Genomic DNA, 12,511 nt, shown 5'->3' with positions numbered 1-12,511 from the left:
CAGGATGGTCGCCCCGAGTTCTCCACCGGGGGGACGGGCAGCGACGCCGACGAAGCGCTGACGGCCGCGGGGCCGAGGGGTCAGGCGCTGTCGGCGTCCACGGGTTCGTCCGGCGCGTCATCGACCTCCAGCTCGCGAACGCGGGCGAGGAGCCGGCGCAGCAGCTGGTTCAGCTGGGTGACCTCCTGCGCCGACAGGTCGGCGAGGATGATCTCCTGGCCGCGCATCGAGATCGGCAGCATCGCGTCGTGCATCTGGGTGCCGTCGGCCGTCAGGTACAGGTGCCGGGACCGGCCGGTGTCCTCGGCCTGCACGATGAGCCCGCGCGCGGTGAGCACGTTCACGCTCTTGGAGACGATCGCCTTGTTCATCGCGATGAACTCGGAGATCTCGCTTGCGGTCACGCCCGGCCGGACGCCGATGGCGGCGATGACGCGCCAGTCGTTGGTGCCCAGTCCGAACCGGGAGCGCAGCGCGCGCGATTCGCGATACACGAGGCTGTTCGAGAGGAGGGACAGCAGGCGCGGGGTGAAGTTCTCGCTGTCGATCACGGTCGGCATGGGGGTGCGGACGGCTTCGGGCGGCAGCTCCATCGTCGAGTCCTTCATCGGGGCGGCATGAGGCGTTGCCTCGAGTCTCGCGGACCCGGCCTCCCGTCGTCCGCGGGACCGGCGGGGGAACACCCGCCGGCCCCGCGGACGGCGTCGCTCAGGCCGATGCCTCGGCCTGAGCGGTGGAGTCCGCAGGGTGCGCGATCGAGCGGGTGTCCTGGAAGGCGCGGACGCCCTCGATGCCCTGCTCGCGGCCCATGCCCGAGGCCTTCATGCCGCCGAAGGGCGCGCGCAGGTCGAGCCGCGCGGCGCCGTGGTCGTTGACCCACACGTAGCCGCACTCCAGCTGGCCGCCGAGCCGGGTGGCGGTGTCGGTGTCCGCGGTCCACACCGAGGCGCACAGGCCGGCCCACGTGTCGTTGGCCAGCCGTACGGCCTCGGCGTCGTCGTCGAACGGGATCACCGGGATCACCGGTCCGAACTGCTCCTGGGTCACCACACGCAGCGACGGGTCGGGGTCCACCACGATGGCCGGACGCAGGAAGTTCCCGCCGGCGAGCTCGCCCTCGGGCAGCCGGCCGAACTCCAGCACCGTCGCGCCGGAGGCCTTCGCCTCCTCGATGATCTCCGAGACGAATGCCTTCTGCGCGGGCTGGTGGAGGGGGCCCATGGTGGTGCCCTCGGCGAGGCCGTGGCCGAGGACGACCTTCTCCAGCCGCGCGGTCAGCCCGGACACGAGCTCGTCCTTCCGCGACCGGTGCACGTACACCCGCTTGGCGTTCATGCAGATCTGGCCCGTGGTGTCGAAGATGGCCCCGAACAGCCGGTCCAGGTGGTCGTCGTCGAGGACGGCGTCCTCGCGGACGATCGCGGCGTCGTTGCCGCCCAGCTCCAGGGTGACCCGGGTGAGGCTGCGCGCGGCCATCTCCATGATCCGCTTGCCGCCGTTGACGCTGCCGGTGAAACAGACCTTCGCGACGTCGGGGTTGTCGATCAGGCCGGCCATCTCGCTGTCCCGGCCGGTCACCACGTTGAGCACGCCCGGGGGGAGCTTCTCGGCGACGCGCTGCACCAGGCGCGTGGTCGCCAGCGGCGTCGACGGCGGGGGCTTGACGATCACCGTGTTCCCGGCCAGCAGCGCGTGCGGCAGCGACGCGGCGAGGATCGCGATCGGCCAGTTGAACGGCACGATCACCGTCACCACACCGATGGGCTGGTAGGCGACGGTGGTCTCGACCGCGATCCCCGGGGCGGGCGGCAGCACCTTCGTCTGCTCCACCTCGTCGGCGAGCGAGAGCGCGAGCTGCCACCGGATCTCGAAGACCAGCGCGTCGATCCAGGACTCCATGCGGATCTTGCCGTTCTCCAGGGAGAGGATCCGCGCGTCCTCGTCGCGCTCGTCGGCGATGCCCTCGATGGCGGCGGCCATCCGGGCCGCCCGCTCCGAGGCGGACAGGGCCGCCCACGCCGGGTAGGCCGACCTGGCCGCCGCCACGGCGTCCGCGACGTCCTCCTCGGTCGCCGCGGCCGCGTGACCGACGACCACGCCGGGCTTGGCCGGGTCGACGACCTCGAGCGTGTCCGTCGTCGATCGCTCCTGCCCGCCGATGTAGAGCCCCGTCGTCACCGGAGCCGTCGTGTTGACCGTGCTCGTCATGCGGATCGCCACCTCTGTGTGTGTTCCGTCTGCCGCGGGTACCGGATGGCACCGTGGCCCTGCGCAGTCCGCGCCGGGAGGCCGGTTGGTGCCCCGGGGCGGGTCGGTCGAGGTCACGCACCAGCGAGTCGGTGACCGGGAGAAGCCCCCGTCGTCCGGGGCGGTGCGTGACCTGGGGGCGCCGTTCGCCGTCCCCTCGGGGGCCGCCGGCGCTGCCATGAGTATGGGCGGATCGGCGTTCACATGTAAACCGACTCAGGTGTTTACATGTAAATCGGGAGTCGCTACTGTGGCGCCCGTCACCAGCACCGCGGGCACCGGCCCGGGGCGGATGACCAGTCGAGGCAACGAGAACGACCGGCCGTGTCCGGTTCTCACTCGCATCACACGTGGAGGTACCAGTGAAGGACGATGCCGTCTGGCTGGAGGGCGAGCGCCCCTCCGTCGAGGAGCTGGAGGAGCGGGCCTACGAGCTCCGGTCCAAGCTGCTCCACCTGTGCGGCACCTACGAGGGCGCCGTGCACATCGGTGGTGACCTCTCCGCCGCGGACATCTTCACCGCGCTCTTCCACTACGGGCTGCGCGTGGACCCGCACGACATCAGCAACCCGCGCCGCGACCGGTTCCTGCTGAGCAAGGGGCACGCGGCGGTGTGCATGTACATCGCCATGTCGATGCGCGGCTTCTTCTCCTACGAGGGGATCGTCGACACCTACGGGCAGCTCGACAGCGCCTACGGCATGCACCCGTGCAAGGTGCAGCTGCCCGGCGTCGAGGCGTCCACCGGCTCGCTCGGGCACGGCCTCCCGCTCGCGGTGGGCATGGCGCTCAGCGGCCGGCACCGCGGCGAGGACCACCGCGTCGTCTGCCTGCTCGGCGACGGCGAGACCGGCGAGGGCTCCGTCTGGGAGGCCGCGATGGCCGCCCGCAGCAACGAGCTCGGCAATCTGGTGGCCTTCGTCGACCGGAACCGCCAGCTCATGACCAGCCACGCGGAGGAGCGCATCGCCTTCGAGCCCTACCCCGACAAGTGGCGGGCCTTCGGCTGGAACGTCGTCGAGATCGACGGCCACGACATGGCCTCCCTCGTCAAGGCCATCGACGACCTGCCGTCGCCCGACAGCGACCGCCCGACGGTGGTCATCTGCGAGACGGTCAAGGGCAAGGGCGTGGACTTCATGGAGCGCAATCTCGCCTGGCACGCCGGCTCCCTCGGCGCCGAGGACCTCAAGCGAGCACTGGCCGCCCTCGAGGCGTCACGAGAGAAGGAGACGGTCTGATGCCGGTCACGTTCACGTTCGGCGAGATGCTGTCGGCCCGGTCGGTGATCGGGTCCACCCTGGCCGAGCTCGGCAAGACCCACGACAACCTGTGGGTGCTCACTCCCGACATCGGCGCGACGCTGGTGGAGTTCCAGGACACGTTCCCGGACCGCTTCCTCGACGTCGGCCTCGCGGAGCAGGTGTGCGTCGGCATCGCCGCCGGCCTCGCCTACGACGGCAACATCCCGGTCGTGTCCGGCATGCTGCCCTTCCTGAGCATGCGGGCCCTGGAGCAGATCCGCACCGACGTCTGCTACCCCAATCTGCCGGTCAAGATCATCGGGACGCACGGCGGTCTGGTGGGCAACGGCGGGTCGACCCACTACGCGGTCGAGGACCTCGCCCTCATGTGTGCCCTCACCAACATGACCGTCACCTCGATCGGTGACCCCGCGATGGTCGGCGAGATCCTGCGCCAGTCGATGACCATGCCGGGGCCGATCTACATCCGGCTCGCCGTCGGCAAGAAGGACAAGGTCCTCTACGAGGAGGGCGAGCACGACGTGCGGATCGGCAAGGGGATCATCGCCCGCGAGGGCACCGACGCCACGATCTTCACGCACGGCACGACCGTGGCGCAGGCGCTCCAGGCGGCGGACGAGCTCGCCGAGGACGGCCGGTCGGTGCGGGTGGTCGACATGTTCACGCTGAAGCCGATCGACGAGGCACTGATCGCCCAGTGCGCCGACGAGACCGGCGGCCGGTTCGTGGTCCTCGAGGACCACCTCGCCTATGGCGGGCTCGCCACCCGGGTCGCCGACGTCGTCGCCGACCGCGGCATCGGCCTCACCGCCTTCGAGCGGCTCGGGATCCCGCAGGTCTACGCCGGCTTCGGCGACGACGAGGAACTGCGCAACAAGCACGGCTACGGCCTCGCGGCGACCGTGGCGGCCACCCGCCGGGTCATCGCGCACAAGGCCTGACCTCCCATCCCCTCGACCAGCGCTCGACGGAGAGACGAATGAGAACAGTCGCGGTCACCAAGATCGGCAGTCTGCGCGACCCGGACGAGTCCGCCCGGGGCCGGATCGGCATCGTCGAGCTGCCCGAGCACCCGCTCGGCCCGGAGGACGTCCGCATCCGGATCGCCTACTCGGCGATCTGCGGGTCGGACCCGCACCTGGCCGAGGGGTTCTTCGGCACCGATGTGCCGATCGGCCTCGGCCACGAGCTCTCCGGCGTCGTCGAGGCGGTGGGGGACGGCGTCCGGACGGGGATCCGGGTCGGCGACCGCATCGCCGGCAACTTCCTCCGGTTCTGCGGGAGCTGCGGACCGTGCCGGGACGGCCGCCAGCAGTTCTGCGAGTTCATCCAGGACTACAACCGCCCCGGCATGGCCGAGACGGTGACCTGGCACGAGTCGCAGGTCTACAAGCTGCCGGACTCGGTCAGCCTCCGGCGCGGCTGCCTGCTCGAGCCCACCTCCGTCGCCGTCCGCATCGCGGACAAGTCCGGGATGCGCGTCGGTGACCGCGTCGCGATCTGCGGCGGCGGTCCGATCGGGCAGCTCGCGCTGCAGGTCATGCGGCTGCACGGGGCCACCTCGCTCACCCTCATCGAGCCGATCGCCGAGCGCCGCGAGATGGCCCTGGCCGCCGGCGCGCAGCACGTGATCGACTCGGTCGAGGAGGACCAGGAGGCGCGGACGGCCGAGATCACCGGGGGCCGCGGTTTCGACGTGGTCATCGACGCCTCCGGCTCGACGCGAGCGGTCCGCGGGCTGCTGGACATCGCGGCCAAGGGCGGCACCGTCGTCTACGGGGCGATGTACCCGCACGACTTCGAGATGCCGCTGAACCTCTCGGACTTCCTCTACCTCAAGGAACTCACCCTCACCGGCGTCTTCGTCTCGCCCTACGCCTTCCCCCGGGCGGTCCAGTTGCTGCCGCTGCTGGACCTCGACGCCCTGACGGAGACCGCGTTCCCGTTCGACCAGGCCGTCGAGGCCTTCGCCGCGCACGTCAGCGGCAAGCACCCGAAGGTCCTCATCCGGTGCAACGACGTCGACGAGGCGCAGCGGTGAGCACGGCCGTGCGGCCCAGCGTCGTCGACGCGCCGCCGGCGCTCGAGGCGGTCGGCATCGAGAAGCACTTCGACGGCGTCTACGCCCTCAGCGGTGCGCGGCTGTCGGTCCAGCCGGGGGAGATCCATGCCCTCCTCGGCGAGAACGGCGCCGGGAAGTCGACGCTCATCAAGATCGTGACTGGCCTCTACGCGCCGGACGAGGGGGAGATCCGGCGCAACGGGGAGACGGTCCACTTCTCCACCGTGCGCGCGGCGCACGGCGCGGGGGTCGTCGCGCTCTACCAGGAGCTGTCGATCATCCCGACGATCAGCGTGGCCGAGAACATCCTGCTGGGGGAGGAGACCCCGAGCCGCGGGGGCGTCGTCAACTGGGGGCAGCTGAACAAGCGGGCGGGCGAGCAGCTGGCCCGGCTCAACCAGCGGATCTCGCTGCGCAAGCTCGCCGGCGAGCTCTCGCCGGTCCAGCAGACGATGGTCGCCGTCGCCCGGGCGCTGGCCACGGATGCCCGCGTGCTGATCCTGGACGAACCGACGGCGTCGCTGACCGACACCGAGATCGTCGACCTCTTCGCCGTGCTCCGCCGGCTGCGGGACGAGGGCGTGGCGATCGTCTACGTGTCGCACCGCCTCGAAGAGGTGTTCGAGCTCTGCGACCGGCTCACCGTCATGCGCAACGGCGAGACGATCGTCACCAGGTCGATCGCGGAGACGAACATCGACGAGGTCATCTCCACCATGGTGGGGCGCCCGCACGGCCTGATGTACCCGGAGCGGGACACCGCCACGACGGACGTGGTGCTGGCGGTCCGCGGCCTCACCGGCTCCCGCGTCAAGGACGTGTCGCTCCAGGCGCACGCGGGCGAGGTGCTCGGCATCGGCGGGCTGGCCGGGTCCGGTCGCAGCGAGCTGCTCCGGCTGCTGGCGGGGGCGCAGAAGCGGGCGTCGGGCGAGGTCACCGTCGCCGGCACCGCCCTCACCCACGCGGTCGGGGTCGGTCACGCGCTGGAGGCGGGCATGGCGTTGGTCCCCGAGGAGCGGCGCAGCCAGGGGGTCATCCTCCACAACTCCATCCAGGACAACATCGCGGTCGCCAACATCCCCACCGTCAGCCGGGCGGGGTTGGTGAACAACCGTGCCATCGCGAAGATCGCGCGCGCGGCGCTCGGCGACCTGCAGATCAAGGCCCGGGGGCCGCGCCAGCCGGTCGGCCAGCTGTCGGGGGGCAACCAGCAGAAGGTGGTCCTGGCCAAGATGCTGGCCCGCAAGCCGAAGGTGCTCCTCATGGACGAGCCGACGCGCGGCATCGACGTCGGCACCAAGGCGGAGATCTACCGCCTCATCCGCCGGCTCGCGGCGAACGGCACCACGGTCATCGCGGTGAGCTCCGAGCTGCCCGAGCTGATCGGCATGTCCGACCGGATCCTGATCATGCACGAGGGCCGCGTCTCCGGTGAGGTCCAGGCCGCGGACGCCGACGAAGAGAACCTCCTCACCTACGCCTACGGAAGGACCGCCTGACATGGCCCAGACCGAAGCGCCCCCGGTGGTGGCGCCCGCGGCGTCGTCCGAGCGCACACCCTTCAGGCAACTGCTGTGGCAGGGCGGGACGCTGCTCGCCCTCGTCGCGCTCATCATCCTGTTCGGCGCGCTGCAGCCCGATGCCTTCCTGAGCTTCGGCAACGTGCGGAACATCCTGGCGCAGATCGCGATCCTCGCGATCATCGCGTCGGCGCAGACGGTGGTCATGGTCGTCGGCGACTTCGACCTGTCGGTCGGCGTGACCGCCACCCTCGCCGGCGCGTCCGCCGCCGCGCTGATGATCGAGGGCTGGTCCATCCCGCTGGCCATCGTGGCGGCGTTGGTCGTCGGCACGCTGGTCGGCGTGGTGAACGGGATCCTCGTCGCCTACATGAACCTGTCCGCGTTCGTCGCGACGCTGGCGACGCTCACCGCCGTCGGCGGTCTCGCGTTCATCGTCACGGACGGGACCACGCTCTTCGGCATGCCGGAGAGCTTCGAGGTGATCGGGCAGGCCCGGCCGCTCGGCCTCCCGTTGCCGATCTTCTTCGCCGTGGCCGTCTGCGTGATCGTCTGGCTGGTCCTGAAGTTCACGACGCTCGGCCGGCGGTGGTACGCCGTGGGCGGCAGCGCGGAGGTGGCCCGGCTCTCCGGTGTGAACGTACGACTGGCGAGGTTCCTCGCCTTCACGGTCGCGGGGTTCGTGTCGGCGATCGGCGGGGTCATCCTCGTCAGCCGCCTGGCGAGCGCGAGCGCGACGAGCGCGAACAACTACATGCTGCTCGCCGTCGCCGCCGTCTTCCTCGGCATGACGGTCGTCCGGTCGGGAGCGGCGAACGTGGGCGGCACGCTGGTGGGCGTCGGGATCATCGGCGTGATGAGCAACGGGCTCAACATCATCGGCGTCAGCGCCTACTTCCAGCAGGTCTTCACCGGCCTGATCATCATCGCCGCGGTCACGCTGTCGGCGCTCAAGTCACGCACCCACTGACAGGACCTCGTCCTCCCCACCCCTCGGGCTCGAGGGGTCGGGACGGGGCCGACTCCTCCTTCCCGCGACCCCCAGCGCCTGCTCCGGTCGCCCGTGACGGGGCTCGCCCGCCTCGCCACCTCCAGCAGTACTCACTCACACACAGGAGTAGATGATGCGTAGAAGTTTCTCCACGGTCGTCGGCCTGGGGGTCGCCTCGGCCCTCGTCCTGGCCGGTTGCTCGGATTCGGGCGGCGAGGGCGGTGGCGGCGAGGACACCTTCAGCGTGGCCGCGTTCACCGCCGGCTACGGCACGCCGGTCGGCAAGTCGACGCTGGACGCCTTCGTGGAGCGGGGCGAGGAGCTGGGCTGGGACGTCACCCTCTACACCAGCGACTTCGACTACGACAAGATCAACACCGACATGCAGTCGGCGATCACGCAGGGCGTGGACGCCATCCTCGCCGGCTTCCCGGACCCCCGCCAGATCCAGCCCATGGTCGCCGCCGCGCAGGAGGCGGACATCCCGATCTTCTCGATCGACGGCGGCGTGGAGCCGAACCCCGACTTCGTCGTCGACGTCACGACCGACCAGCAGCAGATCGCCGACCTCACGGTCGGGGCGCTCGAGGAGGCGATGGGCGGCCTCCAGGGCAAGGACGTGATGGTCATCGGTCACGACCCGCACGTCGGGATCAGCACGCGCAGCGCCATGGCCGTAGAACTGCTGGAGGCCGGCGGTGCCACCATCGCCGGTGGCGAGATCCGCCAGGTCCTGGCGCCCGGCACCTCCCAGGAGGAGGCGCTGAAGTTCGTCACCGACTACCTGCAGGCCAACCCCGAGGGCCTCGACGGCGTGTGGGTCGGCTGGGACCACGCCGCCGTCGGCGCCGCCCAGGCGATCACCGAGGCCGGTCGTGACGACATCTTCGTGACCGGCGTCGACGCCGTCGGCATCGCCCTGGCCGAGATCGAGAAGAACGGTCCGTTCTACGCGACCGTCGTCCAGGACTGGCCGGCCGTGCTCGACGAGGTCATGGGTTACATGGAGACCTACGCCGACAGCGGTGAGCTGCCGGAGGAGAACTTCGTCGAGACCGAGGTCACCCTCGTCGACCGCAACAACGTCGCCGACGTCGAGCCGACCGACGCCTGAGCCGTCTGCGGGGGCGGGCGACGTCCCGCCCCCGCATCGGCCCCGGTTGCACCCCCAACCCCACCGAGGAAGGAACACCATGCGCTTGGCAGGCAAGGTCGCGATCATCACCGGCGGTGCCAGTGGCATCGGCCTGGCGACGGTCCAGAAGTTCGTCCGTGAGGGCGCCAAGGTCGTCGTGGCCGACGTCGACCTCGAGCGGGCCGAGAAGGTCGTCGCCGAGCTCGAGGCCGACGGCCACCCAGGTGCCGCCGCGGCGGCCCGGGTCGACGTCTCGGAGTACAGCCAGGTCGAAGCGGTCGTGCAGCGCGCGGTCGAGGTCTTCGGCAAGCTCGACGTGATCTTCAACAACGCGGGCATCGCCGGCGGCAAGCCGCTGCTCGAGCACGACCCGGCCGTCGACTACGCGCCGATGATCCGCGTGGACCAGGACGGCGTGTACTACGGGATCCTCGCCGCCGGCCGCCAGTTCAAGGCGCAGGGCACCCCGGGCGTCATCATCAACACCTCGTCGATCTACGGGGAGCAGGCGGCCGAGCTGGCCTTCTCCTACAGCGCCGCGAAGGCCGCCGTCATCTCCTTCACCCGGTCGGCGGCCTACGAGCTGGCCGAGCACGGCATCCGGGTCGTCGCGATCACCCCCGGCCGCGTCGGCACCGCGATCATCAACAAGTTCTCCGACGAGCTGAAGCGGACCTTCGCCTCCGAGCAGCTGCGCAACGTGATGACCGAGCCCGACGAGATCGCGAACGTCGTCGCGTTCCTGGCCTCCGACGAGGCCAACGTCATCAACGGCACCGTCGTGCACGTGGACGACGGCTACTCGGTGTTCAAGCAGCGCCTCGACCTGCCGGTCTTCTGAGTGGCCGTCGTGCCCGTCGACGTCGCCTGCCACCTGAACGTCCTGGTTCCGGACCTCGACGAGCCCGGGCTGACCCGGGCCCTCGGCGACCTGGCCGACCTCGGGTACTCCTCCGTCGTCCTGCCGCCGATCGACCCGGCGAGCGCTCCGCTCGCGGAGTGGGCCGCGCTCTTCCGTGAGCACGGCCTCTCGCCGATCACACTCGCCGGCCAGGCGCCCGGCGCGGACGTGTCCTCCGCCGACCCGGACGAGCAGGAGCGCGGAGCGGCCGCGCTGCGCGAGGTGGTCGAGGCCACCGTCGCCCTCGGCGGCGACCAGATGAACGGCGTCTCGTACGGGCTGTTCGGGCGGGCGGCGACGGCGTCGTCACGGGAGGCCTTCGAGCGGTCGGCGGCGCACCTGGGCAAGGTCGCCGACCACGCCCACGAGCGGGGCGTGACGATGACCTTCGAGGTGCTCAACCGGTACGAGACCGCCATGGTCAACACCGCGCAGCAGGCGCTCGACCTCGTCGCCGCCAGCGGGTCCGAGCACCTCCGGGTGCACCTCGACACCTTCCACATGGCGGTCGAGGAGGCCGACATGCTGGGCGCGGTCCGGTCCGCGGTGCCCGTGCTGGGGTACCTCGAGCTGGGCCAGTCCGGCCGCGGTCCCCTCGGGTCGGGCGCGGTCGACGCGGCCGCGGTCGTCCGCACGGCGATCGCGGCCGGCTACCGGGGGCGGATCGGCCTGGAGGCCTTCTCGCGGTCGGTGCTGTCACCGGTGGCGACCGAGATCCTCGCCATCTGGCGGGACACCTACACCGACGGCCGCGCCGTGGCCGCGGAGGCCATCGACATCGTCCGCAGGGCCGAGGCCGAGGCCGCGGCGGGGCCGCCGGACGACACCGCCTCCGCACTGCTGCGCTGAGGCCGACGGATCGCGGCGGGGGCGGGCGGAGTCGCGGCGACCCTCTCGCTCCTGCCGCGCGGCACCCGCGCGAGCACGTTGCGCAGGACGTGCACCCGGCCACGGCCAGAGTTCCCGGGGCATCACCCGGGAGGACACCCGTACGCCCACCCCCAGCGAGTCGCGATGTCTACGACGAATGTCGCGGGGCGGCTGCGTCGAAGCGCCGCACGAGTGCCGTCATCGGTGTGATCCGTTGCACTTCTCCGGCTCCTAGGCTGCTGCGGTAGGTCCTTCGGGCCACTTCATCGGCCACTCATCAGGCCACCTGTCTCCGCTCACTCATCGAAGGGGTCGCTGCCATGACCCGGACCGTTCCCGAGACCACCGCCGGCCCCGCTGTCGCGGGCGCCCCGCCGGCGCGCTCGTTCCCGCTGCGGCAGTGGTGGGTCGCCGCGCTGGGGGACGAGGTGGGCCGGACGATGATCCAGCGCTGGATCTGCGGCGCTCCGGTCGTGCTGTACCGCACGCAGGCGGGGGAGCCGGTCGCCCTGGACGACCGCTGCGTGCACCGCTCCTTTCCACTGCACCGGAGCACGCTGGAGGGCGACGAGATCGTCTGCGGCTACCACGGCTACACCTACGGCACCGACGGCCGGTGCACCAGGCTGCCGGCGACCGACCGGGTGCCCCCGCGCGCCCGGGTCCGGTCCTATCCGGTGATCGAGCGCGGCCCGTTCGTGTGGCTGTGGACCGGGCCGGTGGAGCAGGCCGATCCCGCGCTGATCCCCGAGACGCCGGGGCTGGAGGGCGAGGGCTGGACCCACGTGCACGGCTACTACAACATCCGCGCCCCCTGGCTGGACCTGCACGAGAACCTGCTGGACCTGACCCACTTCACCTATCTGCACGCCGGCAACGTGGGCACGCCCGAGTGGGCCGCGGTGCCGCTGGAGACCTCGGTCGAGGGCGACGTGCTCCGGGTCAGCCGGGTGCTGCGGGCCGCGCCGCCGCCGGCGATCTACGCCAAGCCGATGGAGGTGGGGGGGCATCTGGTCGACCGGTGGTCGGTCTCGGAGATCCCGACTCCGGCGGTGCACGTCGCGCACGCGAAGATCGTCGACAACGAGCCGGTCGGGGACCGCACCGACTACAACCTCAAGATCGTCCACGCCGTCACGCCGGAGGGCGAGGTGGGCCTGCACCAGTTCTGGGCCATCGCCCGGGACTTCCGCATCGACGACCAGTCGGTCACCGACCACCTCAACACCGGCACGATCAAGGCGTTCACCGAGGACGTCGAGGCGCTGGAGGCGATCCAGGAGCTGATCGAGCGGGACGCGCGCACCGACCACTTCCAGTTCAGCTCGCCCAGCGACAAGCCCGGCCTCACGCTGCGCAAGATCGTCGCCGCCCTCGTCGCCCGGGAGGAGAGCAGCGCCTGATCCGACCGAGTGCCGTCGTCGAACGCTCCTGCGGGTCGGTGAACAGCAACCGGTCCGACCGGACCCGCAGGCCGGGGTCCACCGGGTGCCCAGCAGCGACCGCGCCACGGGTGAGCA

11 protein-coding genes are annotated in these 12,511 nt (G+C 71.0%); 9 read left to right on the top strand and 2 right to left on the bottom strand.

What is annotated here, in order from left to right:
- Positions 1-80: 80 nt before the first annotated feature.
- Together MY526_RS20935 and MY526_RS20930 are read right to left on the bottom strand one after the other, a co-directional pair.
- Positions 81-608, bottom strand: a complete 528-nt coding sequence (locus tag MY526_RS20935) for a MarR family winged helix-turn-helix transcriptional regulator (RefSeq protein ID WP_436704985.1) — start codon at positions 606-608, stop codon at positions 81-83.
- A gap of 100 nt (positions 609-708) precedes the next feature.
- Entirely contained in the window at positions 709-2,208 is a 1,500-nt protein-coding gene (locus MY526_RS20930; protein WP_436694467.1) for an aldehyde dehydrogenase family protein, read from the bottom strand.
- Between the two features lie 401 nt (positions 2,209-2,609).
- On the opposite strand from MY526_RS20930, the gene MY526_RS20925 reads away from it, so the two are divergent.
- The 9 genes from MY526_RS20925 (at position 2,610) to MY526_RS20885 (ending at position 12,394) form a co-directional block, all read left to right on the top strand.
- Positions 2,610-3,488, top strand: coding sequence for a transketolase (locus tag MY526_RS20925; RefSeq protein ID WP_436694468.1), 879 nt, complete (start codon positions 2,610-2,612; stop codon positions 3,486-3,488).
- Positions 3,488-4,453 (top strand): transketolase family protein, encoded by a 966-nt coding sequence (locus MY526_RS20920; protein WP_436694469.1) that lies wholly within the window; start codon positions 3,488-3,490, stop codon positions 4,451-4,453. Before MY526_RS20925 ends, MY526_RS20920 begins: the two co-directional genes overlap by 1 nt.
- 38 nt (positions 4,454-4,491) lie before the next feature.
- Complete coding sequence (locus MY526_RS20915) at positions 4,492-5,553, top strand: zinc-dependent alcohol dehydrogenase (RefSeq protein WP_436704984.1); 1,062 nt, start codon at positions 4,492-4,494, stop codon at positions 5,551-5,553.
- Positions 5,550-7,073 (top strand): sugar ABC transporter ATP-binding protein, encoded by a 1,524-nt coding sequence (locus MY526_RS20910; protein ID WP_436694471.1) that lies wholly within the window; start codon positions 5,550-5,552, stop codon positions 7,071-7,073. Before MY526_RS20915 ends, MY526_RS20910 begins: the two co-directional genes overlap by 4 nt.
- Position 7,074: 1 nt before the next feature.
- Positions 7,075-8,064, top strand: a complete 990-nt coding sequence (locus MY526_RS20905; protein ID WP_436694472.1) for an ABC transporter permease — start codon at positions 7,075-7,077, stop codon at positions 8,062-8,064.
- Positions 8,065-8,215: 151 nt separating this feature from the next.
- Positions 8,216-9,199 (top strand): sugar ABC transporter substrate-binding protein, encoded by a 984-nt coding sequence (locus MY526_RS20900; RefSeq protein WP_436694473.1) that lies wholly within the window; start codon positions 8,216-8,218, stop codon positions 9,197-9,199.
- Positions 9,200-9,278: 79 nt separating this feature from the next.
- The gene (locus MY526_RS20895) at positions 9,279-10,061 is read left to right on the top strand and encodes an SDR family NAD(P)-dependent oxidoreductase (protein ID WP_436704983.1); all 783 of its coding nucleotides are present in this window, start codon (positions 9,279-9,281) and stop codon (positions 10,059-10,061) included.
- A complete protein-coding gene (locus MY526_RS20890; protein WP_436694475.1) occupies positions 10,062-10,970 on the top strand; it encodes a sugar phosphate isomerase/epimerase family protein in 909 nt (302 codons plus the stop codon).
- Positions 10,971-11,311: 341 nt separating this feature from the next.
- Entirely contained in the window at positions 11,312-12,394 is a 1,083-nt protein-coding gene (locus MY526_RS20885) for a Rieske 2Fe-2S domain-containing protein (RefSeq protein WP_436704982.1), read from the top strand.
- Positions 12,395-12,511 lie beyond the last annotated feature (117 nt).

Origin of the sequence: Geodermatophilus sp. CPCC 205761, from assembly GCF_051383655.1 — a bacterium.
Classification (GTDB): Bacteria; Actinomycetota; Actinomycetes; order Mycobacteriales; family Geodermatophilaceae; genus Geodermatophilus.
The sequence above is the reverse complement of the archived record's forward strand: the minus strand, read 5'-3'. Positions and strand labels throughout refer to the sequence as shown.